23 protein-coding genes are annotated in these 21,915 nt (G+C 60.6%); 8 read left to right on the top strand and 15 right to left on the bottom strand.

Annotated features, from left to right (window positions below; translation table 11 throughout):
- Positions 1-151: 151 nt before the first annotated feature.
- Positions 152-691 carry a gamma carbonic anhydrase family protein gene (locus AACR93_RS20880; protein WP_043851874.1) on the top strand — a complete coding sequence of 180 codons (540 nt, stop codon included), beginning with the start codon at positions 152-154 and terminating at the stop codon, positions 689-691.
- A gap of 89 nt (positions 692-780) precedes the next feature.
- On the opposite strand, the gene polA is transcribed toward AACR93_RS20880, so the two are convergent.
- Positions 781-3,534: a DNA polymerase I gene (polA, locus tag AACR93_RS20875; protein WP_043851869.1), complete on the bottom strand. Its 2,754-nt coding sequence runs from the start codon at positions 3,532-3,534 to the stop codon at positions 781-783.
- A 400-nt stretch (positions 3,535-3,934) separates the two neighbouring features.
- Here polA and elbB point away from each other — a divergent pair, with 400 nt between their 5' ends.
- The gene (elbB, locus tag AACR93_RS20870) at positions 3,935-4,585 is read left to right on the top strand and encodes an isoprenoid biosynthesis glyoxalase ElbB (RefSeq protein ID WP_043851873.1); all 651 of its coding nucleotides are present in this window, start codon (positions 3,935-3,937) and stop codon (positions 4,583-4,585) included.
- A gap of 72 nt (positions 4,586-4,657) precedes the next feature.
- Here elbB and AACR93_RS20865 read toward each other — a convergent pair whose 3' ends face one another.
- The 4 genes from AACR93_RS20865 to fieF all read right to left on the bottom strand — a co-directional run bounded on the left by AACR93_RS20865 (position 4,658) and on the right by fieF (position 8,035).
- Positions 4,658-4,867: a cell division protein ZapB gene (locus AACR93_RS20865; RefSeq protein ID WP_033113622.1), complete on the bottom strand. Its 210-nt coding sequence runs from the start codon at positions 4,865-4,867 to the stop codon at positions 4,658-4,660.
- A gap of 167 nt (positions 4,868-5,034) precedes the next feature.
- Positions 5,035-6,315 carry a hypothetical protein gene (locus AACR93_RS20860; RefSeq protein WP_043851868.1) on the bottom strand — a complete coding sequence of 427 codons (1,281 nt, stop codon included), beginning with the start codon at positions 6,313-6,315 and terminating at the stop codon, positions 5,035-5,037.
- Between the two features lie 20 nt (positions 6,316-6,335).
- Positions 6,336-7,115, bottom strand: coding sequence for a serine O-acetyltransferase (cysE, locus tag AACR93_RS20855; RefSeq protein WP_033113620.1), 780 nt, complete (start codon positions 7,113-7,115; stop codon positions 6,336-6,338).
- Positions 7,116-7,123: 8 nt separating this feature from the next.
- The gene (gene fieF / locus AACR93_RS20850) at positions 7,124-8,035 is read right to left on the bottom strand and encodes a cation efflux pump FieF (protein WP_041210793.1); all 912 of its coding nucleotides are present in this window, start codon (positions 8,033-8,035) and stop codon (positions 7,124-7,126) included.
- A gap of 85 nt (positions 8,036-8,120) precedes the next feature.
- On the opposite strand from fieF, the gene AACR93_RS20845 reads away from it, so the two are divergent.
- From AACR93_RS20845 to trmL, 3 genes are all read left to right on the top strand, one after another.
- Positions 8,121-8,816, top strand: coding sequence for a response regulator (locus tag AACR93_RS20845; protein WP_041210792.1), 696 nt, complete (start codon positions 8,121-8,123; stop codon positions 8,814-8,816).
- Positions 8,798-10,168: an ATP-binding protein gene (locus AACR93_RS20840; protein WP_197077977.1), complete on the top strand. Its 1,371-nt coding sequence runs from the start codon at positions 8,798-8,800 to the stop codon at positions 10,166-10,168. Before AACR93_RS20845 ends, AACR93_RS20840 begins: the two co-directional genes overlap by 19 nt.
- Before the next feature lie 74 nt (positions 10,169-10,242).
- Positions 10,243-10,707: a tRNA (uridine(34)/cytosine(34)/5-carboxymethylaminomethyluridine(34)-2'-O)-methyltransferase TrmL gene (trmL, locus tag AACR93_RS20835; protein WP_042030399.1), complete on the top strand. Its 465-nt coding sequence runs from the start codon at positions 10,243-10,245 to the stop codon at positions 10,705-10,707.
- Positions 10,708-10,720: 13 nt separating this feature from the next.
- On the opposite strand, the gene dinF is transcribed toward trmL, so the two are convergent.
- The 4 genes from dinF to lexA all read right to left on the bottom strand — a co-directional run bounded on the left by dinF (position 10,721) and on the right by lexA (position 14,221).
- Entirely contained in the window at positions 10,721-12,082 is a 1,362-nt protein-coding gene (dinF, locus tag AACR93_RS20830) for an MATE family efflux transporter DinF (RefSeq protein WP_043851867.1), read from the bottom strand.
- Positions 12,083-12,084: 2 nt separating this feature from the next.
- Positions 12,085-12,711 (bottom strand): SCO family protein, encoded by a 627-nt coding sequence (locus AACR93_RS20825; protein ID WP_043851866.1) that lies wholly within the window; start codon positions 12,709-12,711, stop codon positions 12,085-12,087.
- Positions 12,712-12,917: 206 nt separating this feature from the next.
- Entirely contained in the window at positions 12,918-13,133 is a 216-nt protein-coding gene (locus AACR93_RS20820; protein WP_081849401.1) for a hypothetical protein, read from the bottom strand.
- A 461-nt stretch (positions 13,134-13,594) separates the two neighbouring features.
- Positions 13,595-14,221, bottom strand: coding sequence for a transcriptional repressor LexA (lexA, locus tag AACR93_RS20815; protein ID WP_033113613.1), 627 nt, complete (start codon positions 14,219-14,221; stop codon positions 13,595-13,597).
- 204 nt (positions 14,222-14,425) lie between these two features.
- Between lexA and plsB the strand changes: the two genes are divergently transcribed.
- Complete coding sequence (plsB, locus tag AACR93_RS20810) at positions 14,426-16,849, top strand: glycerol-3-phosphate 1-O-acyltransferase PlsB (RefSeq protein WP_041210787.1); 2,424 nt, start codon at positions 14,426-14,428, stop codon at positions 16,847-16,849.
- A 69-nt stretch (positions 16,850-16,918) separates the two neighbouring features.
- Here the strand turns inward: plsB and ubiA are convergent, their stop codons facing one another.
- Both ubiA and AACR93_RS20800 read right to left on the bottom strand, forming a co-directional pair.
- The gene (ubiA, locus tag AACR93_RS20805) at positions 16,919-17,788 is read right to left on the bottom strand and encodes a 4-hydroxybenzoate octaprenyltransferase (protein WP_071914913.1); all 870 of its coding nucleotides are present in this window, start codon (positions 17,786-17,788) and stop codon (positions 16,919-16,921) included.
- Complete coding sequence (locus tag AACR93_RS20800) at positions 17,785-18,321, bottom strand: chorismate--pyruvate lyase family protein (RefSeq protein ID WP_043851864.1); 537 nt, start codon at positions 18,319-18,321, stop codon at positions 17,785-17,787. The genes ubiA and AACR93_RS20800 overlap by 4 nt, the downstream gene beginning before the upstream one ends.
- A 145-nt stretch (positions 18,322-18,466) precedes the next feature.
- On the opposite strand from AACR93_RS20800, the gene AACR93_RS20795 reads away from it, so the two are divergent.
- Together AACR93_RS20795 and AACR93_RS20790 are read left to right on the top strand one after the other, a co-directional pair.
- Positions 18,467-18,904, top strand: a complete 438-nt coding sequence (locus AACR93_RS20795; RefSeq protein WP_033113609.1) for a flagellar basal body-associated FliL family protein — start codon at positions 18,467-18,469, stop codon at positions 18,902-18,904.
- A gap of 111 nt (positions 18,905-19,015) precedes the next feature.
- Positions 19,016-19,180, top strand: a complete 165-nt coding sequence (locus AACR93_RS20790; protein ID WP_104016832.1) for a hypothetical protein — start codon at positions 19,016-19,018, stop codon at positions 19,178-19,180.
- Between the two features lie 18 nt (positions 19,181-19,198).
- Here AACR93_RS20790 and AACR93_RS20785 read toward each other — a convergent pair whose 3' ends face one another.
- From AACR93_RS20785 to AACR93_RS20770, 4 genes are all read right to left on the bottom strand, one after another.
- On the bottom strand, positions 19,199-19,531 hold the full coding sequence (locus tag AACR93_RS20785) for a DUF2799 domain-containing protein (protein WP_042030392.1): 333 nt from the start codon (positions 19,529-19,531) through the stop codon (positions 19,199-19,201).
- Positions 19,532-19,668: 137 nt separating this feature from the next.
- Positions 19,669-19,794 (bottom strand): hypothetical protein, encoded by a 126-nt coding sequence (locus AACR93_RS20780; protein WP_255940094.1) that lies wholly within the window; start codon positions 19,792-19,794, stop codon positions 19,669-19,671.
- A 73-nt stretch (positions 19,795-19,867) separates the two neighbouring features.
- Positions 19,868-20,848: an acrylyl-CoA reductase (NADPH) gene (acuI, locus tag AACR93_RS20775; protein WP_043851863.1), complete on the bottom strand. Its 981-nt coding sequence runs from the start codon at positions 20,846-20,848 to the stop codon at positions 19,868-19,870.
- Between the two features lie 34 nt (positions 20,849-20,882).
- Positions 20,883-21,905, bottom strand: coding sequence for a LacI family DNA-binding transcriptional regulator (locus tag AACR93_RS20770; RefSeq protein WP_041210783.1), 1,023 nt, complete (start codon positions 21,903-21,905; stop codon positions 20,883-20,885).
- Between the last annotated feature and the right edge of the window lie 10 nt (positions 21,906-21,915).

Genomic DNA, 21,915 nt, shown 5'->3' with positions numbered 1-21,915 from the left:
AGTGAATTCGTTCTGGCAACCCCTCTCCTGCAATAAAATTGCAAAAAACTGCTCTTTTTTAGTTATTCATATCCAGCCACAGCTTTTATACAAACTTATCCACAGAAACAGCCTTCAGGTTGTTAGAATGGCCGAAAACAAGGAGGCCAAGATGGACTTGCGACTGAGACCCTACAAAGGAAAACGCCCACAACTGGGCAAGCGAGTATATGTAGACCCCTGCGCCACCCTGGTGGGCGATATCGAGCTGGGTGACGATGCCAGCATCTGGCCCATGGTGGCGGCACGGGGGGATGTGAACCATATCCGTATCGGCGCCCGCAGCAATATTCAGGACGGCACGGTACTGCACCTGACCCGCAAGAGCGCCAGCAATCCGATCGGCTATCCGCTGCTGATCGGTGAGGATGTCACGGTCGGTCACAAGGCTATGCTGCACGGCTGCACCATCGGCAACCGGGTGCTGGTCGGTATGGGTGCCATTCTGCTTGATGGCGTCGTGGTTGAAGATGATGTGATGATCGGCGCAGGTTCGCTGGTACCACCGGGCAAGCGACTCGAATCGGGCTTTCTATATATAGGTAATCCCGTCAAACAGGCTCGTCCGCTCAAACCCGCCGAGGTCGCCTTCCTCAAAACCTCGGCGGACAACTATGTCCTGCTCAAGGATGAGTATCTGCAAGAGACCTGATAGAGCTGCCAGAAACAGGAAGCCCGGCATGATACCGGGCTTCTGCTTCTTATATAGCTATATAGCAGTGCAAAACGGCTGACCGGAGATCAGTGGGCCTGATCCCAGTTGTCGCCGGTGCCCGCCTCCACCACCAGCGGCACATCCAGTTCAGCTGCGGCAGACATCTTCTCCTTGATGATGGCGATGTACTCCTCCAGCTTCTCTTCGCGGATCTCGAACACCAGTTCATCGTGTACCTGCATCAGCATGCGGATCGACTCATCTTCAATCCCGCGGATCCAGCTGTCCACGTTGATCATGGCGCGCTTGATGATGTCGGCAGCCGTACCCTGCATGGGCGCGTTGATGGCGGCCCGTTCGGCTGCCTTGCGCAGACCGGCGTTGCGCGACTTGATATCCGGCAGATAGAGGCGACGGCCAAACAGGGTCTCGACATAACCCTGGGCTTCCGCCTGCTGACGGGTACGCTCCATATACTCCAGTACGCCCGGATAGCGCTCGAAGTAGAGATCCATGTACTTCTGCGCCTCGGCACGGCCGATACCCAACTGCTTGGCCAGACCAAAGGCACTCATGCCGTAGATAAGGCCGAAGTTGATCGCCTTGGCGCTGCGGCGCATGTCGGTGGTGACCGCATCGAGCTCCACGCCAAATACCTCGGCGGCGGTCGCCTTGTGGATGTCCTTGCCCTCGGCAAAGGCGGTCAGTAGCCCCTTGTCACCGGAAAGGTGCGCCATGATGCGCAACTCGATCTGGGAGTAGTCTGCCGCCACCAGCTTGTAACCGGCGCACGGGATAAAGGCCTGACGGATCCGGCGCCCCTGTTCGTTGCGTACCGGGATGTTCTGCAGGTTGGGATCGGTGGAGGAGAGTCGACCGGTTGCCGCCACTGCCTGATGATAGGAGGTGTGTACCCGTCCGGTCTGCGGCTTGATCATCAGCGGCAGCTTGTCGGTGTAGGTGGACTTCAGTTTGGCCAACCCACGGTGCTCCATCAGGAGGCGCGGCAGCTCATAGGTCTCAGCCAGCTCGGCCAGCACCTCTTCCGCTGTGGATGGCGCACCCTTGGGGGTCTTTTTGATGATCGGCAGCCCCAGCTTGGTGAAGAGGATCTCCCCCAGCTGCTTGGGCGAGGAGAGGTTGAACTCCTGCCCGGCCAGCTCGTGAGCCTGTTTCTCCAGCTCTGCCAGACGCACTTCGATCTCCTGACTCTGCTGATGCAGCAGCTTGGGTTCGATAGTGGTACCGAGTCGCTCCATTCGCGCCAGAACCGGCAACAGGGGCAATTCGATCTCACTGAATACTTTGGCGAGGCCCGGCTCGGTAGAGAGCTTGCCCCACAGCGCCTGATGCAGACGCAGGGTGATGTCGGCATCTTCCGCTGCGTAAGGAGCCGCCTGCTCCAGCTCGATCTGGTTGAAGGTGAGCTGCTTGACCCCCTTGCCGGCGATGTCCTCGAACGAGATGGTCTCGGCGTTCAGATACTTGCGAGCCAGTGAATCCATGTCGTGACGGCTGGCAATGGAGTTGAGCACATAGGACTCGAGCATGGTGTCGTAGGCGATACCCTGCAGCTCGATGCCGTGATTGAGCAGCACGTTGCGGTCGTACTTGAGGTTCTGCCCAACCTTGAGGCGGGCCGGATCTTCCAGCAGCGGCTTGAGCTTGCCGAGTACCACGGCCTCGGTCAGCTGGACCGGCGCCCCCAGATAGTCGTGGCCGAAGGGCACGTAGGCTGCCTTGCCCGGCTCGATGGCAAAGGAGACGCCAACGACCCGCGCTTCCATATAGTCGAGACTGGTGGTCTCGGTGTCGAAGGCAAACAGCGGAGCCGCCTGCAGACGGGCCAGCCAGTCGTCGAATTCGGCCTCGTCCAGAATGCAGCGATAGTCGGTCTCGATGGCAGATACCGGGGCGACACCTTCATCATCACCTTCGGCTTCGCTCTCATCAGCGTCGCCGGATTCCAGCTCTTTGATCAGGTTGCGCAGCTCGTACTCGCGATAGACCGCCAGCAGAGCCTCCTTGTCGATGGGGCCGAGCTGCAGCTCTTCCAGACTCTGCTCCAGCGCCACGTCGGTCTTGATGGTGGCCAGCACATAGGAGAGGCGCACCTGCTCCTCCTGCTCGCGGAACTTGTCGGCGAACGCCTTGGAGCCACGGAAACCGAGCGCAGCCACCTTGTCGAGGTTGGCGGCGATCTCGTCGATGCTGCCGATCCCCTGCAGCAGGGCCAGTGCGGTCTTCTCGCCGACACCGGTCATGCCGGGGATGTTGTCCACCTTGTCCCCCATCAGGGCCAGATAGTCGATGATGAGCTCGGGCGGTACGCCGAACTTCTCGATCACCCCCTCCCGATCGGTCTTCACATCTTTCATGGTGTCGATCAGGGTGACATGGTCGGAGACCAGCTGCGCCATGTCCTTGTCACCGGTACTGATCAGCACCGGCAGCTGCTTCTCGGTCGCCTGACGGGCCAGAGTGCCGATCACATCGTCCGCTTCTACCCCTTCCACCATCAGGAAGGGGAAACCCATCGCCTTGATCATCTGGTGGATTGGGGCAACCTGGCTACGCAGATCGTCCGGCATACTGGCCCGGTTGGCCTTGTATTCGGGATAGATGTCGTCGCGGAAGGTCTTGCCCTTGGCATCAAACACCACGGCCACGTGGCAGTCGGGATACTGCTTGCGCAGGCTGCGCATCATGTTGGCCATGACGCGGACGGCGCCGCTCGGCAAACCGGTCGAGGTGCGCAGATCGGCCTGCTGGGAGGCAAAGAAGGCGCGGTAAAGATAAGAGGAGCCGTCGACCAGAATAAGGGGATTGCTAGGGGCCATGAAATCGTCCTGCCAGAGATAAACAGCCGCTAGGATGCCACAGGCCCCCCCTCACACCAAGAGGGGCAAAGACCCGGCAGAAAGAGCCACACAAGCCTAAAATCTGTGGATAACTCTGTGCTCAAAAATGGAGTCGCGGAAAAATCACCGTGACAACCCTGTGGATAAAAAACAAAAAATACATATATAACAATATATTGAGATCACAAAAACTGATCGCCAGACCATGAGGATGATCTCGATCAATGTGGAAAAAAATTTAAGGGAGTAGGTACGGCAGGATCCGAAACGAAACAATCCTAGCACAGCAAGATGACTTGACCAGCGGATGGCGAGCGATAACCATACAAAAGTACAACAATCCATCTTGGCTCACATTTTCAACAACAAGGAGTTTGCCATGAAAAAAGTGGCCGTGATTTTGAGTGGCTGCGGCGTCTTTGACGGAGCAGAAATCCACGAGGCCGTCATCAGCTTGCTGGCGCTGGCACGTCAAGGTGCTGCCGTGCAGTGCTTCGCTCCGAACGTCACGCAGCTCCATGTCATCAACCACCTGACCGGTGAAGTGAGCGAGGGGGAGAGTCGCAACGTGCTGGTCGAAGCGGCGCGTATCTGCCGCGGCCAGATAAAGGATGTGGCCGAGCTGGATGCGGCCGATTATGACGCCCTGCTGGTACCCGGTGGCTTTGGCGCAGCCAAGAACCTGTGCGACTTCGCCATCAAGGGGGCGGAGTGCCAAATCCAGCCTGACGTGCTGAAGGCGTGCCAGAGCTTTGCCAATGCCAACAAACCGGCCGCCTACATCTGCATCGCTCCGGCCATGATCCCGCTCATCTACGGCGCCGGCACCCTGGCCACCATAGGCCATGACGAAGGCACCGCCAACGCCATCGAAGCGATGGGCGGCAGCCACCTCAACTGTCCGGTCAACGAGTTCGTGGTGGATCAGGAGCGCAAGGTGATCTCCACCCCCGCCTACATGCTGGCCAGCAATATCGTAGAAGCGGCAGACGGCATCGAAAAAACCGTCAAGCAGCTGCTGACACTCTGATTGCCCGGCTGACCAAAACAAACGGGCCGCTCATGGAGCGGCCCGTTTTCAATTCTCGCGGATAGCGACCGATCAGATGCTTTCGCCCATCTGATCCATCTTGCCCAGCAGGGCACGCAGACGCTCCTGCCATGCAGCGTGCTCGTTGCGCAGCTGATGGTTCTCGTCTTGCAGCTTGGTGTTCTGCTCTTTCAGATCGTCCAGTTCCATCTTCAGCAGGGAGATGTTGTCGACGGCGGATTGTACTTTGGATTCGAGTTGCTCAAGGACTTCTAGTGACATATGCATACCTGTTTGTTCAATTGCGATGCCCCACAGAGGGCGATTCAAGCGCGTGGAGCCAGCATACCCCGAGCCTATCGGCACAAACAAGCCAGTGCGCTGCAAAATGCCTCTTCCACAGAGGTATTGTCTAAATATGCGTCTATTTTTCTCGCATCCTGCGCAGCTCACCGGTGAAGAGCGATATAGCCCCCCATCAGCAGGCAACCAACCCCGTACATCAGCAGGCCATAGAGCAGGTTGCCACGCAAGATGGCGGCAGCACTCAGGTTGTAACGGGAGGCCAGCGCCAGATTGGATCCGGAGAGCGGGCTGGTGCCCGTGGCAATCCCCCACCCCAGCAGAAAACACATGCCGAGCAGGCTGGGATCCGGTGACAGAGGCCAGAGCAACGGTGCCAGCCCGGAGATACTGATGAACGGGTGTACCCCGACGATGGCGACCAGCAGGATCAGCAAGAGTGCGAGAGATGCCTCCAACCAGCCGAAGTGGTTGAACAGCGGCAAACCGTGCCCGCCGCCGAGATCGATGACCGACACGGCGCTGTTGATGCCGGCAGCCAGCAGGCCTGCCCCCAGAAACAGTACCAGTTGACCACCGATGGCTGGAAAACGCTCCACCACCTGCCTTTTGAGCGCAGCCTTGCGGCCGGAATGCGGCATAAACAGCAGCGCCAGCAAGGGTGCCACCAGCGCAATAACTGCCATGATGCCGAGATCTGGCCAGATCTGCTTGATGAGCAGCACCAGCCCGGCCAGGGTGATCGGCAGTCCCAGGGTCTGCAGCCGCAGCGGATAGCCGGCAAAATCCGCCCCCCCGATCCGCTCCACCTGCCAGGCCGTTATCGTCATTGCCAGCAGGGTCGCCACCACGCCAAACGGCAAGATGTTCGACAGCTTGAGGCCCGGTGCGTAAGTGAGTGCCACCGCCATGGCGACAAAGAAGGGGGACCAGAAGGCGGCAACGCAGAAGATGCGGCTCAGCACCAGCACCTGACGTCGCTCAAGGGTACCGTTACGTTCCAGCCGATCGCCAATGATAAAAAGCACCGAGAGGTTGATGACAGCCCCCAGCAGATTGAGGCTGGCCATGGTGCTCCACAGCCCCTTGCGCCCTTGCCATGAGGTAGTGCCGGTCAAGAGACCCGAGGTAGCGAGATTGAGGGTGCTCACCGCAGCAAACATGGTGAGCATATTGATGTTGGGCAGCAGCCAGGCATCGGCACTGAAGCTGGCCCCCCGCCACCAGGAGAAGAGCAACAGTACAAACGCAGCACCGTAAAGTGCCAGCGCCTGCCGTCTGGCTGCGCCGGCCAGCCAAGGCCAGGTGAGCATGGAAGCGGCCCAGGCAGCAATGGCCGCCGGCCAGGGAGAGAACCCCAGATAGAGATGCAGCAGGTTGAGCAGCCACATCCCCAGGATCAGATAACCCGACCAGCGTTTGGCCATCGACTACTCCGGCCGGGAGATCAGAGGCACTGATCCATATCCAGTGAAGGCTTGTCGCACTCCGGGCGACCGACGATCTTGGCGGGTACGCCAGCGACTGTGGTATGGGGTGGCACCGGGTTGATCACCACGCTACCTGCGCCGATTTTGGCGCCCATGCCCACTTCGATATTGCCAAGCACCTTGGCGCCCGCCCCTATCATCACCCCTTCGCGGATCTTGGGATGGCGATCGCCACTCTCCTTGCCGGTACCACCGAGGGTCACGCTCTGCAGGATGGAGACGTCATCCTCAATGACCGCCGTCTCGCCCACCACTATGCCGGTGGCGTGGTCGAACATGATCCCCTTGCCGATGCGGGCTGCCGGATGCACATCGACCCCGAATACCACCGAGATCTGGTTCTGCAGGTAGAGCGCCAGCGAGCGGCGCCCCTGACGCCACAGCCAGTTGGCGACCCGATAGCCCTGCAGGGCATGGAATCCCTTGAGGTAGAGCAGCGGAGTGGAGAAGAGGTCAACCGCCGGATCGCGATCCTGTACGGCACAGATGTCGGCGGCAACCACGGTCAGCAGCTCCGGCTCGCTGCGCAGGGCCAGCTCGATCACCTCGCGCAGGGCGATGGCGGGCATGGTGGCGCTGTCGAGCTTGTTGGCCAGCTGGAAGCTGAGGGCCGAGCGCAAATTCTTGTGATTGAGAATGGTGGAGTGGAAGAAGCTGGCCAGCATCGGCTCCTGGGCCGCCATACACTGTGCTTCTTGCTGAATTTTCTGCCAGGTTTTGGCAACCAGATCATCCATGTTGCAGCCTACTGTTGTTCAGGGTGAGGGCTCTGTTGTTCTTTTGTCAGCACCGAGATGGGGTCCATGTGGATAATGACATCCATTCGCTCGAAAGCCTGGCGCACGGCCAGCTCGGCTTCATCGGCGATTTGATGGGCCTTGACCAGAGGGATCTGGTCATCCAGCTCAAGGTGCAGCTGCACAAAGCGGGTTGGCCCCGACTGGCGGGTGCGCAGATCGTGGACGCCGTGAACCCCTTCGACGGCGCAGCAAAGGGCCATTATTCTCGCTTGTTCTTCGGCTGGCAACTGACGATCGAGCAGCGCCTGCACCGATTCGTAACCAATATGCAACGCTCCCCACAGCAGGAACAGACCGATCAGGATGGCAAACAGGCCGTCGGCCCAGTACCACCCCTGCCCCGCCAGTACCAGCGCCAGCAGCACCCCGGCGTTGAGCAGCAGATCAGAGCGGTAGTGCAGCATGTCGGCCTTGATGGCGACGCTGTTGGTCTTGCGAATGACAAAGCTCTGGAAGCTGACCAGCAGCAGGGTCAGCACGATGGAGCCACCACTGACCCAGAGGCCCGCCTCCAGCCGCTCGATGGGTGCCTGCTTGAGCAGTGACGAGATGCCGTGCATCACCAGCAACAAAGCGGAACCGGAGATAAAGGCCGACTGGATGAGTCCGGCCAGCGACTCCGCCTTGCCGTGACCGAAGCGGTGCTCGTCATCGGCAGGGGCCAGCGCATAACGGATGGCCAGCAGGTTGATGATGGAAGCGCTCACATCCATAAAGGAGTCAGTCAGGGATGCCAGCAAGGTTGATGAATCTGTCATCAGCCAGGCGATCAGTTTGCCGATGATGAGCAGGGTGGCGGTCGTGACGGCCGCCATGCTGGCAAAGGTAACCCAACGGGAATATTGTTGATGGCTCAAAACCGGCTTTCCTCTGGCGATGAAAAACTTATTATACCCTGACCCCGGCGTCAGTTTGGCGCGAAAATCTGCGGAATAACACCCGATGAACAGAATACTCCTGGTCGACGACGATCTTGAATTGACCCAGTTGCTCACCGAAATTCTGACCCTGGAGGGATTTCAGGTCACGGTCGCCGAGGATGGTGAAGAGGGGCTGCAACGACTGGCAGAGCAGAGCTTCAATCTGGTGCTGCTCGATGTGATGATGCCCAAGCTCAACGGCTTCGCCATGCTGGCCAAGCTGCGCAAGACCCATGAAACACCGGTACTGATGCTGACCGCCCGTGGCGACAGCCAGGATCGGGTCAACGGTCTTGAGGCGGGGGCCGACGACTATCTGGCCAAACCGTTCGATGATCGGGAGCTGCTGGCCCGGGTGCGCGCCATCCTGCGCCGTACCCAGAGCGCCCCGCCCCAGCGCGGCAACTCCTCCGACGAAGTCAGCTTTATGGACATAGTGCTGCAACCCGGCCTGCAGCAGGCACGCTGCGGCGAGCAGCTGCTGGAGCTGACCGCCACCGAGTTCGGCCTGCTGGAGTGCCTGCTGCGCAATCCCGGCCAGATCGTCAGCAAGAGTCACCTCTCCGAGCAGGTGCTCGGCAAGAAGCTGGAACCCTTCGATCGCGCCATCGACATGCACCTGAGCAACCTGCGCAAGAAGCTACCGGAGCGCGCCGATGGTCAGCCCCGCTTCAAAACCGTACGGGGGCGCGGCTATCTGTGGCTAGAGCAAGAATAAAGGGGGGCACCTCCCTCAACGGGATCTCGACCCACATCTTCCTCTGGTTCTGGTTTATGTTGCTGGTGATCCTCGCGGCAGTGATCAGCCTGCCGACGCTCGATCCCCGCAACCAGATCCCGCTGCCCACCCACGAGGTGGCGCGGATGCAGAACAATGTGCAGGCGCTACTCAATGCCGCCGACCCGGATCAGGATTTCGATCTGGCCAAGGCGATGGACAACATCGCCATGCTGCCGGTGGACAACGTCTATATCCGCGACGAGAAGGGGCAGATCCAGTCCACCACTCATCCACGCAAGTTCGTGGTGCGCTTCATGGTGGATGCCGATGACCCGGGCAAGCCCATGCTGCGCAACGAGCACCGCAAGGCGATCGCCGGCCCCTTTCTGATGCAACATCACGGCCACAGCTACCACGTCTATTTCGGGCTCAATGCCGAAAACCCCTACCTGTTCCTGTTCATTCAGGTGCTGGATCACCCGATCCGCATTCTCGGGGTAGCCATGCTGATCAGCACACCGCTCTGTCTGCTGCTCGCCTGGCGGTTGACCCGCCCGATCCTGCAGTTGCAGAAATCGGTCTCCCAGCTGGCGGCCGGTAACCTTGAGGTGCAGATCCCCAACCTTGGCCGCCGCGACGAGATCGGCCAGCTGGCCGACCACGTCAGTCGCATGGTGGAGACGCTCAAGAGCATGATCCAGAAGCAGAAACAGCTGCTCTCAGACATATCTCACGAGTTGCGCAGCCCCTTAACCCGGATGCAGCTGGCGCAGGCGCTTATCCGCCGCAAGCAGGGCGATAGCGCCGAGCTGGCCCGGATCGAATCGGAGATAGGCCGACTGGACAAGCTGATCGGGGATCTGCTCGATCTGTCGCGGGTGCAGCAGCATGTGGAGGCCCCCGTCGTGCAGCCGCTGGCCGACCTGCTGGAACCCATGCTCGAAGATGCCATGTTCGAGGCGAACCAGAGCGGCAAACAGCTCAGGCTGCCGCAACTGCCGACCGAGTCGATCCAGATGTGGCCGGAGCTGCTCTCGCGAGCCATCGAGAACCCGCTGCGCAACGCCCTCAAATATGCCCGCGAGTTCATCAAGGTGGAGTGGTATCGGGATGGCAAGGAGTGGGTGATGACCATTCGGGATGACGGGCCCGGCGTACCCGACGAGCAGCAGCCGCTGCTGTTCCAGCCCTTCTTCCGGGTCGATGATGCCCGCAATGCCAAGACCGGCGGAACCGGGCTGGGGCTGGCCATAGCGGCGGAGGCGATCCAGCGCCATGGCGGCACCATTGCCGCCAGCAACAACCACCCGACCGGCCTCACCGTCACCATCAAACTACCGGTCGCCTGACCCTTTTCATCGGCACGGGCGCTGGGTATGCTGGCGCCCCTTCTTGCCTTTACATCTCTTTGCAGGAGCTCGTCATGCTCGATATCGTCCTCTACCAGCCGGAAATTCCGCCCAATACCGGCAATATCATCCGGCTTTGCGCCAACACCGGATACCGGCTCCATCTGATCGAGCCGCTGGGATTTGAGTGGGATGACAAGCGGGTGAAGCGGGCAGGACTCGACTATCACGAGTTTGCCGAGGTGAAGCGCTGGCCGAGCTATGAAGCCTTTCTGGCAGAAGTGGCGCCCAAGCGGGTATTTGCCTGCACCACCAAGGGACGCACTGCGCACTCGGCCGTGCAGTTTGCCCTTGGCGACGCCCTGCTGTTCGGGCCAGAGAGCCGCGGTCTGCCCATCGAGATCATCGAGAGCCTGCCATTCGAGCAGCGGGTACGCATCCCCATGCTGCCCCAGAGCCGCAGCATGAATCTCTCCAATGCAGTCTCGGTCTTTGTCTACGAGAGCTGGCGCCAGCTCGGTTATCCCGGCGCCATGTAAGCGCCACAGATGATCAGTGGTGGGCGTCCAGCAGGCGCCCGCTTCGCTCCAGTCGCCAGCAGCTGATCCCGAGCGACAAGCCACGCCCCACCATCAGCGCGGCCATCGCAGCCCACAGTGCCGCAACACCCCACGACTGACAGAGCCACCAGATCGGGAAGAAACCGCCAAACGCCGCCAGCAGCATGCTGTTGCGCATCTCCTTCGCCCGGGTCGCCCCGATAAAGACACCATCCAGCAGGAAACACCAGACCGCCAGCAAGGGCATCACCACCAGCCAGGGCAGGTGGCGGGTGGCCTCCGCCACGACCGCCGGAATATCGGTGATATAGCCGATAAGGTGGCTACCGAAGAGGGCAAATACCAGAGTAAAACCGCTGGCAATGAGGGCCGCCCAGCCCAGATTGAGCAGGATGGCCTCCCGCAGCCGGTACCGCTCCCGCAAGCCGATGGCTCGCCCGACCATGGCCTCGACGGCATAGGCGAAGCCATCGAGCCCGTAGGAGATGAGCATCAGGAAGTTGAGCAGCACCGCATTGGCCGCCACCGCCACGTCGCCCAGCCGGGCACCTTGCAGAGTCATAAAGGCAAAGCAGAGCTGCAGGGATAAGGAGCGCAGGAAGATATCGCGGTTGAGGCCGAGCAGCCGCACCATGGGAGCAAGCTGGCGCCAGCGCTGCCAGCCATCCTGCCACACCGTTGGCGCCAATTGCCGCAGCTGACGAGATACCAGCCAGATGCCGACCCCCAGCGCGCAGTAATCGGCCAGCACCGAGGCCGCCGCTACACCGCGCACCTGCCAGCCGAGCCCCAGCACAAACAACGCATCGAGCGCCATGTTGACCAGATTGGTGAGGATCAGCATCACCATGGGGCTGCGGGCATCCTGCATCCCCAGCAGCCAACCCATGATCACCAGATTGCAGAGCGCCGCCGGAGCGCTCCAGATCCGCACCGCCACGTATTGGCCAGCATAGAGCTGCACCTCGGGCGAGCCGCCGCTCAGGGCAATCAGCCATGGCAACAGGGGAAACAGCAGCAGAAGCAGGGCCAGCCCGAGGGCAACGGCCAGCCCCAACCCGCGCAGCAGGGTATCGAACTGGGCCCGCCCGTCAGCAGCACCGTGTGCCTGTGCCGTCAGTCCGGTGGTGGACATTCGCAGAAAGCCGAGCAGCCAGAAGATGAGATTGATGAGGGTCGCCCCGACCGAGACGCCCCCGAGAAACCAGGCCTGCCCGAGATGACCGATCACCCAGGTATCCACCAGCCCCAGCAGGGGGGTGGTGATATTGGAGAAGACCATCGGCAGGGCGAGGGCAAAGACGGCGCGGTGGCGAGAGGGATCTCGCCACCAGTGGGCAACAGAGTGCGTCACTCTCAGTGACCTGTCAGCTTCAGGATGCGGGAAAAGTCGGAGAGCATGCTATCCATCTGCACCAGCGGTACCTGGCCGCGCTCCACCTTGGGCCGGAATACCCCCTGCAACTTGCCCTTGGGGTTGATGAGGACGATGGAGGCGGAGTGATCGATCAGGTAATCCTTCTCCCCCTCCTTGGCGATGGAGTAAACCAGCCCCAGATTGCGCACGAACGGGAACAGTTTGTCGTGGGGCGCCGTCGCCGCCTTGAACTCGGGGTTGAAGAAGGCGGTATAGGTTTTGAGACGGGCCGGATCATCGCGCTGGGGATCCGCCGATACAAAAACCACCTGAGTGGTCGGTGCCAGCTTCTTCAGCTGATCGTAGACGGAGCGGATATCGGCCAGCGTGGTGGGGCAGATATCGGGACAGAAGGTGTAACCGACGAAGAGAAAGGTCCAGTGGCCCAGCAAGTTGGCCGGGGTGAATGGCTTGTTGTCGGCATCGATCAGCTGGAAGTTGTTGATGTCCCGCCCGACCGGATAGTAGTCAGCATGCTCCGGCCGTTTTGGCTGGGTGAGGTAGAAGGCAAGGATCAGGCAGCCTGTCAGCAGCAGAAACAGCAGGGGATAGCGAAGCTTCATCATAACAAGAGACCCTTTCGGTTCAGTACACACAGCATCGATAGCCAGACAGGTGGGAGATTGTACCCCAGCAGAGCATGAACTGGAGACTCCTTGTACACGGCTCGGTCAGGAACAGACCGTTTGGTTCAATTAAGCAGCAACCGCAAAAACAAAAACCGGCTCGTGTACGAGCCGGTTTTGTGGGTCTCTGGCGCCATCCATGCCCTTCACGGGCGGTTAATGCGCCTCTGCTGCAGCATTTTGCCGAGCGCTCTGGCACTGATGGGGATCACGGGTGCCAACCAGTTTTCCTGCGACTTGGCAACACCATGGCTCCGCTTGAACAGCAGCACCAGCTGTACCACCTTCTCTTTCGGGCAACCCAGCCAGAGCGTCCAGTGCGAGCCCTTGTGATGCAGCCAGAGTCCGTAAAACCAGGTCAACCGGCTGCCTCTGAAAAAACGGGTGATGGAGGATACCGGTGCCAGTTCCCTCACCTCTGTATCCCATGGAGATCTCGATGCCATAACCAGTCCTCCCTGACCGACAAGTTATGCTGTTTCGCCTGCCCGACTCTGCCGGCAGCACGGCGACTTGCCATACCACGAGTGACGCCCCATGGCAGGGGTGCCCCCTCTCCCTTCATATCCCGTGAAGGTGCATTGTCCACGCTTGTTCTGACTTTGCCCCAATTACCCGCCACAGGCCGGCAACACATGGCAACGAAGTCCCTTTATTGGCGAGACCCTGATTTGAGCATATATCCGAAATGAATGATTGGCAGCCACTCCCTTCGTCGAACGCCTGTCGAGTCTTGTAGCAATGGGCGAGTGGCAAGGCCAACAGGAAAGGCGTAAAAACAAAACGGCCTCCCGCAGGAGGCCGTCTCATGGCAAAGGGATAATTACATCCAGTCAGCGTTGCGGATCACGCCGACGGCCAGACCTTCGATAGTAAGGTGCTGGCTGGAGAGATCCACCTCGATGGGGGAGAGCTCTTCGTTTTCCGGCAGTAGCCACACCTGGCTGCCCTTGCGCTGGAAGCGCTTGACGGTGACATCCTCATCGAGGCGAGCCACCACCACCTGACCGTTGCGCACCTCCTGAGTCTTGTGCACCGCCAGCAGGTCGCCATCCAGGATGCCGATGTTCTTCATGCTCATCCCCTGCACCCGTAGCAGAAAATCTGCCCGCGGATGGAACAGGGCGGGATCCACCTGGTAGTGGCTCTCGATATGCTCCTGCGCCAGGATAGGTTCACCGGCAGCCACCTTGCCAATCAGAGGCAGGCCGCTCTCTTCCAGCACCTCTTCCTCCTCTTCAAGCAGCAGGCGGATGCCGCGGGACGTGCCCGGCATGATCTCGATGACCCCTTTTTTGGCCAGGGCCTTCAGATGTTCTTCGGCCGCATTGGCCGACTTGAAACCAAGCTTCTGGGCAATCTCGGCGCGAGTCGGCGGCATGCCGGTTTCGCTCATATTCGCCTTGATCAACTCCAGCACTTCGGCCTGGCGGGGAGTAAGGGGTTTCATAGAATGGGCACCTGTCTTTTTATACAGCACACTGGCAGTATATACAGTGCAGTGACCAAGGCAAGGCAGAGCTGACATTTGTCGCGACAAACCGCTCATTTATCGCTGTTTTGATCCTGCGCAGCTGACTCATCGTACCTCTCGGCGACAAGGGGCCGCCGATTTGCTATGCTCACGCCGCATTTTTTTGGAGAGCAGACGCACATGTCCCTAGGACAGAAGATTTCCAGAGCCATCTTGCAATGGCCGGTCAGCGGCTTGGTCAATCACAAGAGCCTGCCGGAAAATCCCATCACAGAACTCAATCTGGATCCGGCCAGACCCATCGTCTACGCCCTGAAGACCAGTTCGATCACTGACCTGATGACACTGCAGCAGTGCTGCGAGGATCTCGGTCTGCCCGGCCCCTTCACCCCGCTGGAGCTTAACGGCCAGCTGCTGCCGCGCTATGTCTGTCTGGATCGTCCGCCTCCCCTGTTTGGCAAACGCAGCAAACCGCTCCCCTTCCTGCAGGAGTTCCACCAGCTGCTGGATCTGCACAAGCAGGATCCCGAGCTGGATATCCAGGTGGTGCCCGTCACCCTGTTCTGGGGTCGTGCGCCGGGTCGGGAAGGCGAAGAGGCATCCGGCTGGAACATCATCAGCAGTCTGGCGCCCAATCGACTGAAGAAAGCGCTCATCGTGATCCTCAAGGGTCGCGAGAATCTGGTGCGCTTCTCGCCGCCGCTCTCCCTGCGCTATATGGCGGACAAACATGGCACCGACGAAGGGATCGCCCACAAACTGGCGCGGGTAGCTCGCACCCACTTCAGCCGCCAGCAACTCGCAGCCACCGGCCCGAAACTGCCGAACCGCCACCTGCTGTTCAAACAGCTGCTCGACTCCGAAGTGATCCAGCAGGCGATTGAAGAGGAGGCCCAGCGCGAAGGGATCAGCCTCGAGAAAGCCAAGAAGCGGGCTCACGGCTATATGGACGAGATCGCCTCCGACTTCTCCTACCGGCTGATCCGCCTTGGCGAGAGTTTCCTCGGCTGGCTGTGGAACAAGCTCTACCGCGGACTCTCCGTCAACGGCGCCGAGAAGGTACGCCAGCTGGCACAGGAGGGGCACGAGATCGTCTATGTCCCCTGCCACCGCAGCCACATGGATTACCTGCTGCTCTCCTACGTCATCTATCACCAGGGGATGGTGCCGCCCCATATCGCGGCGGGCATCAACCTCAACTTCTGGCCGGCGGGCCCGATTTTCCGCCACGGCGGCGCCTTCTTCATTCGTCGCACCTTCAAGGGCAATCCGCTCTACAGCACGGTATTTCGTGAATACCTCAACCTGCTGTTTGCCAAGGGTTACTCGGTGGAGTTCTTCACCGAGGGTGGCCGCTCTCGTACCGGTCGCCTGCTGCCGCCCAAGACCGGCATGCTGGCGATGACCCTGCAGGCGATGATGCGCGGGCTGGACAGACCGGTCACTCTGGTGCCCGTCTATCTCGGTTACGAGCACGTGATGGAGGTGAACACCTACCACAACGAGCTCAAGGGCAGCCGCAAGGAGAAAGAGAGCTTCCTGCAGGTGCTCGGCATCCTGCGCAAGCTGCGCAACTACGGCCGTGGCTTCGTCAACTTCGGCGAACCGCTGACCCTCAACAGCTACCTGAGCGAGCATATTCCCGACTGGAAACAGCACATCGGGGAAGAGGAGCGTCCGGAGTGGATGGCGGGTACCGTCAACGAGCTGGCCGAGCTGCTGATGACTCGCATCAACGGGGCTGCCGCTGTCAATGGCCTGACCCTGAGCGCGCTGGCACTGCTGGCCGCCGAGCGTCACGCCCTGACCCGCGACGAACTGCAGGCCCAGCTCAACACCTATCTGGATCTGCTCAAGCAGGTGCCCTACAGCCCGCACAGCACCATGCCGGCCGAAGATGCCGCCACCCTGCTGGATCAGGCTATGGAGCTCAACAAGTTCGAGGTGAGCGAGGACAAGCTGGGCCAGATCATCAGTCTCGACCGCTATCAGGCGATCCTGCTGACCTACTACCGCAACAACATCCTCCACCTGTTCGCCATGCCCTCGCTGGTAGCAGCCCTGATCGAGCGCTGCGAAGGGATCTCCCACAGCGAGCTGCTGGCCCGCTGCATCGACATCTATCCGCTGCTCAAGACCGAGCTGTTCCTGCGCTACGAAGAGGATGAGCTGCCGGAGCTGGTCGATGCCCTGCTGGCCGAACTGCAACGTCAGCAGCTGATCGAGGCACGCGATGGCGGCTACTGGGTCAACCCGGCCAACCAGATGCGCCTGCTGCTGCTGGCGGAGAGCATTCAGGAGACCCTGCAGCGCTACGCCATCGTGCTGACCCGGGTGCTGGCCCAGCCCCATATCGAGGCGGAGCAGCTGGAAGCGGACGGCCTGATGATGGCAGAGCGCCTCGGCACTTTGCACGGCATCAACGCCCCCGAGTTCTTCGACCAGAAGCTGTTCAGCACCCTGATCCACACCCTGCGCAAGGAGGGTTACTTCTCCTCCGACTGCAAGCCGGATCTCGGCCGCTTCCAGGCTCTGGCCGACAACATAGTGCCGCTGCTGAGCAACAAGATCCGCCGTACCATTCAGGCGGGCAACCAGCTCTGATCTGCAACGCAAACAAAGAAGGCCGCATGATGCGGCCTTCTTTTTTATCGGAGTTTGCGCGGGAACAGGTCACGCCAGCAGGTAATCGAGCACTACGCCGATGAAGATCAGCGCCCCTACATAGTTGTTGTTGAGAAACGCCTTGAAGCAGGCTTCACGCTCACGCTCGCGGATCAGCCGCTGCTGGTAGACGAAGAGCACGCCAGCCCCCAGCAATCCCCAGTAATACCAGCCTCCCAGCGCCATCAGCTGGCCAACCACCAGCATGATAAGCAAGGTGCCAAGTTGCAGCGCCCCGATGATCCGCTTGTCGTTGCGGCCAAACAGGATGGCGCTCGATTTGAGGCCGAGCTTGAGGTCATCGTCCCTATCCACCATGGCGTACTGGGTGTCATAGGCGATGGTCCAGAGCAGGTTGGCCAGGAAGAGCAGCCAGGCAACGAGGGGTAGAGCGTTGGCCTGCGCCGCATAAGCCATGGGGATCGACCAGGAGAAGGCCAGCCCGAGCACAAACTGCGGGTTGGAGATGAGCCGCTTCATGAAGGGGTAGCAGACCGCCAGCAACAGAGCGATAAACGACAGGCTGATGGTGAGCGGGTTCATGGTCAGTACCAGGGCAAACGAGATGAGCGCCAGCACGAAGAAGAGCGCCAGCGCCTCGCGCGGATCGACCCTGCCGGTCGGCAGCGGGCGCCCGGAGGTACGTTTGACATGGCCATCGAAGTCGCGATCCGCATAGTCGTTGATGACGCAACCAGCCGAGCGCATCAGAAAAACGCCCACGGCAAAGACGATGAGATTCCAGAGGTTGGGGACACCACCTGCCGCCAGCCAGAGCGCCCAGAGGGTGGGCCAGAGCAGCAGCAGGGTACCGATGGGTTTGTCGATGCGAGCCAACTGCATATAGGCCAGCCCTCGCTCCTTGGTCAACAGATTCACTCCAGCTCCTTGTTACAAACGAGAGAAGGCAGAAACAGCTCGTGAACCAGCAGTGGCCACGGCCCCAGAAACAGGCGGGAGCGACGCCCCCAGACCACGGCAGCCGGACAGCGGGGATTGGCGGCGATCTCGAAGCGCGCCACTTGCAGATGATCGCGCCGCGCCGGCTCGTGGCCGAATATCCGCTCACCGAGCGGCTGCTCGCCAAGATCGGCCAGCCCGCTTCCCTCCAGCGCCACATCGGCAAACAGGGTCCAGCCCAGAACCGCCGGCCCCCGATCGCCGTGCAGGATCACCTCGCGGCAGATCCCGGCCGGGGTGGGCGCATCCACCAGCCACTGCTCATCGGCTGTGAGAGAGACCTGATGATTGCCAAGCCACTCGACCGAGAAGTGGCTGTTGTGCTGACGCAGCCGCCGGGTCATGGAGCCCGGCTCCAGCAACCAGGGGCGCAGCGAGGCCGGTAATTCACAACTTTCCGGAGCCAGCCAGCTACCCGAGAGCGTGAGGGGAACAGTCAACTCGGACTTCACAGCATCACCATCCAGAGATTTCCGTGTTCAGGTTAAAATCCGGTTTATTATCCGTAAATCAATCGCGAAATGTAAGAACATCCGTGCTTGACGGCCCCGATGGCAGCATCAAAAATGGGGTATCTCTTGCTGATGAGCCATCCATATGAAGCTATTCAAATTTCTGCTGGTGTTGTTGCTGAGCTGCGGTGCACTTCAGGTCTATGCCTCCGGAGGAGAGGAGCCACCCGCAGAGGGAGAGGCGGCCGCCGCTCCCAAACCCGGCTTCTACTACCACCTGCTCGATCCGGACATCATCACCAACTACCTGAGCGATGGCAAAACCCTCGGCTACGTCCGGGTGACGGTAGAGTTGATGGCAGCCAACGAGGGCGACCTCAAGCTGCTGGAGCAGCATGATCCGCTGATCCGCGACGCCATCATCCGCCTGATGGGCAGCAAGAGTGCTGACCAGATCAAGTCTCTGGTCAGCCGCGAAGAGCTGCGCAAGGAGTGCGAAGCCAAGGCAAACGAGCTGCTGGTGAAAGAGACTGGCAAGAAAGCGGTGCGCGAGCTCATCTTCACCAAATTCCTCTACCAGTAACGTTTCATTCGCAAACCCGCCAGCAGGGATTCTCCCCGGCTGGCGGGTTTGTCGTTTATTCGAAATGAAAATTGATTACAATACGTCCGTCGAGTCGTAGAGGTAATCGTTATGGGCAGCAAGACCCTGTGTGAGTGGCGCCGCCACGAAATCCCCACTGATCTCAAAGCGCTGCGCAAGATAATCCGCAAGCCCAAATTCGTCTGCGGCAAATGTGCCCGCAGTGCCAACGAGAAAGGCTACCTCTGCCAACCGCTGCGGCTGAAAGAGGAGTAACGCCTCCCCGTCAGGACGTTATTGATCCGTCCACCCCTGCCGTCCCTGTTCGAACAGCCGGCGGGCCTGCATGTCGTTCGGGCAGACACCGCGATACTCGCCACCGGAGCGACCGGCCAGATAGAGGTGCTCCGGACGGCAATACCAGGCCAGCCCTTTCTGGCGTCCCTGCTCCCACAGTTCGCTATCCACCTTCTTGCCGCACTGAGCCTGGTGGAACTCGACCCGCTCGGCGGTGAACCCCAGCTTGCCATCGGCCTCCCCGACATCGCTCCACACCTTCTCGCAGGGATCGTTGTTGGAAGCGCAGCCACCCAGCAGGGCTGCCAGCAGTATGATGGTGAGTCGCATAGTCATCCTTGAGTGTCGTTTGAGCAGTTCATTCTTATCCAGCCACCCGGTGACCACAAGAGGCACACGCCAGCCCTGTGAGCGCCGCAAAAAAATCAGGCGGGCACAATGCCCGCCTGTTCATTCAATGCTGTGGTTCACTGGTCATCGAAAGGGTCATCATCCTGCCAGCTTTCGTCTTCCCACTGATCCAGCTCCTCTTCCCAGGATTCCGGCTCCCAATCATCGTCTGACGAGTCGTAATCCGGCTTGTGTCCACCCATCTTCACTCTCCTTGGATAGTTCACCCGCAATCCAATTCTATCCGGAAATGTCGGGCTCGCCAGTCGTCAGAGTTCAAAGTTTGACCAGAGCGCGCCCCGCGATTTGACCCAGCGTGATGGCCTCGGCAGCCTCGACCACCTGCTCCAGCCCTATCTCGGTGACCGCCTGAGCAAAGAAGCTGGCAGGCAGATCCCGTGCCAGTCGCTGCCAAGCCAGTTGACGACGTGCCAGCGGGCACATCACCGAATCGACCCCCTGCAGCCGCACATTGCGCAGGATAAAGGGCATCACGCTGGTCGGCAGATCGAAGCCCCCCGCCAGCCCGCAGGCTGCCACGGCGCCGCCGTAGTTCATCTGGGCCAGCAGTTTGGCCAGTACCTGACTGCCGACGGTATCGATGGCACCGGCCCACAGCTGTTTCTCCAGCGGTTTGGCTGGCACCAGCAGTTCACTGCGCGGCACGATGCGGCTGGCACCGAGTGCAGTCAACATGGCACCCTGCTCTTCGGGGCGACCGGTCAGCGCCGCCACCTGATAGCCAAGGGCCGCCAGCAGGGCGACCGAGGTGGAGCCCACGCCACCCGCAGCGCCGGTGACCAGCACCTCACCGCTTGCCGGGGTAATGCCCGCCTCTTCCAGCGCCAGCACGCAGAGCATGGCGGTAAGGCCGGCGGTGCCGATGCACATGGCCTGCCGCTCATCGAGCCCGGCGGGCAGCGGCACCAGCCAGTCGCCCTTGACCCGCGCCTGTTCGGCCATGCCGCCCCAGTGCCCTTCGCCCACACCCCAACCGGTCAGCACCACCTTGTCGCCGGGCTGATAGCGGCTGTCGGCAGACTCGAGCACGGTACCGGCGAAATCGATGCCGGGCACCAGCGGCCACTGACGTACTATCTTGCCCTTGCCCGTGATCGCCAACCCGTCCTTGTAGTTGATGGAGCTGTAGCTTACCGCTACCCGCACCTCTCCCTCCGGCAACTGGCTCTCGGTCAGTCGGGTCAGGGTCGGAATGGTCTTGCCGTCTTGGTTTTCCAGTAACAGAGCCTTGAACATGGTTGCCTCTTTGATGGGGATTGAAAAGGAACGGTTAGCTGCTTTGGCGCTTTTGCAGCTGAAAATCGAGAGCCAGTGCCGTACCGGTTACCAACTCTCCGGCCAGTTGGCGCAGGATCAGCCCGGCGGCCTCCTGCCCCATTTTGCGATAGGGGATCCGAACCGAGGTCAGGGTCGGATAACAGGCGCGCGCCACATCGAGATCGTCAAATCCGGCGATGGCGAGTTTGCCCGGCACATTCAAATGGCGACGCTGGCACTCGAACAGCACGCCGGCCGCCAGCTCGTCGTTGACGCAGATAAGTGCATCGAGCTCTGGCCAGCGCAGCAGGAATTCACCCAGCATGGTCGCCCCCGTGCTGAAGTTGGGGCGCTCCGAGGTGTTGATGATGGCATCGGGAGAGAGGTAGTTGTCGAGCAGCGCCTTGTGCCAGCCCTGCATCCGCTGTTGCAGCATCCACTGCTCCTGACGGGCACAGAGAAAACCGATATTGCGATAGCCACGTTCGATCAGGTGGCGGGTCAACTCATAACCAGCATCGAAGTTGGAGACTCCCACATTCATGTCGATGGGGCTGCGGGCCATGGCACCCACCTCCACCACCGGCAAACGGGCAGCTTTCAGGCGGGCACGGATCGTCTCGCCGGGATCGCCACCAAACAGCACCACCGCCGCCGGATTGTGCTGCAAGAAGCTGGTCAGCAAGCTCTCTTCCTGCTGTTTCAGATGCTGGGCATCCCCCAGCATGATCTGATAACCCTCGTCGAGCAGGGCCTGTTGCAGGCCCGCAATCATCTCGCCACAACCGGCATCCGCCAGACTGGGCACTATGACCACTATGGTCTGGGAGATACCCGACGCCAGCGCACCGGCGGCACGATTGGGGATATAGCCGAGCTCTTCCACCGCGGCTTCGATACGCTCGCGCATCTTGTCGGAGACCAGTTCGGGGGTGCGCAGGGCACGGGAGACCGTCATGGCCCCCACTCCGGCCAGCTGGGCCACATCGTTGAGGGTCACCCGACCCGTGCTACGGCGCTTTTTCGCTTCTGACATCCATCCCTTC

Source organism: Aeromonas sp. L_1B5_3 (genome assembly GCF_963866575.1).
Classification (GTDB): domain Bacteria; phylum Pseudomonadota; class Gammaproteobacteria; order Enterobacterales; family Aeromonadaceae; genus Aeromonas; species Aeromonas jandaei.
This window is presented reverse-complemented; position numbering and strand designations above follow the sequence as displayed.

Bases quoted from the DNA above. Each gene is read 5' to 3' on its own strand.
- AACR93_RS20880 (WP_043851874.1), top strand. From the start codon at position 152: ATGGACTTGCGACTGAGACCCTACAAAGGAAAACGCCCACAACTGGGC.
- polA (WP_043851869.1), bottom strand. From the start codon at position 3,534: ATGGCCCCTAGCAATCCCCTTATTCTGGTCGACGGCTCCTCTTATCTT.
- elbB (WP_043851873.1), top strand. From the start codon at position 3,935: ATGAAAAAAGTGGCCGTGATTTTGAGTGGCTGCGGCGTCTTTGACGGA.
- AACR93_RS20865 (WP_033113622.1), bottom strand. From the start codon at position 4,867: ATGTCACTAGAAGTCCTTGAGCAACTCGAATCCAAAGTACAATCCGCC.
- AACR93_RS20860 (WP_043851868.1), bottom strand. From the start codon at position 6,315: ATGGCCAAACGCTGGTCGGGTTATCTGATCCTGGGGATGTGGCTGCTC.
- cysE (WP_033113620.1), bottom strand. From the start codon at position 7,115: ATGGATGATCTGGTTGCCAAAACCTGGCAGAAAATTCAGCAAGAAGCA.
- AACR93_RS20845 (WP_041210792.1), top strand. From the start codon at position 8,121: ATGAACAGAATACTCCTGGTCGACGACGATCTTGAATTGACCCAGTTG.
- trmL (WP_042030399.1), top strand. From the start codon at position 10,243: ATGCTCGATATCGTCCTCTACCAGCCGGAAATTCCGCCCAATACCGGC.
- AACR93_RS20825 (WP_043851866.1), bottom strand. From the start codon at position 12,711: ATGATGAAGCTTCGCTATCCCCTGCTGTTTCTGCTGCTGACAGGCTGC.
- lexA (WP_033113613.1), bottom strand. From the start codon at position 14,221: ATGAAACCCCTTACTCCCCGCCAGGCCGAAGTGCTGGAGTTGATCAAG.
- plsB (WP_041210787.1), top strand. From the start codon at position 14,426: ATGTCCCTAGGACAGAAGATTTCCAGAGCCATCTTGCAATGGCCGGTC.
- AACR93_RS20795 (WP_033113609.1), top strand. From the start codon at position 18,467: ATGAAGCTATTCAAATTTCTGCTGGTGTTGTTGCTGAGCTGCGGTGCA.
- AACR93_RS20790 (WP_104016832.1), top strand. From the start codon at position 19,016: ATGGGCAGCAAGACCCTGTGTGAGTGGCGCCGCCACGAAATCCCCACT.
- AACR93_RS20785 (WP_042030392.1), bottom strand. From the start codon at position 19,531: ATGCGACTCACCATCATACTGCTGGCAGCCCTGCTGGGTGGCTGCGCT.
- AACR93_RS20780 (WP_255940094.1), bottom strand. From the start codon at position 19,794: ATGGGTGGACACAAGCCGGATTACGACTCGTCAGACGATGATTGGGAG.
- acuI (WP_043851863.1), bottom strand. From the start codon at position 20,848: ATGTTCAAGGCTCTGTTACTGGAAAACCAAGACGGCAAGACCATTCCG.
- AACR93_RS20770 (WP_041210783.1), bottom strand. From the start codon at position 21,905: ATGTCAGAAGCGAAAAAGCGCCGTAGCACGGGTCGGGTGACCCTCAAC.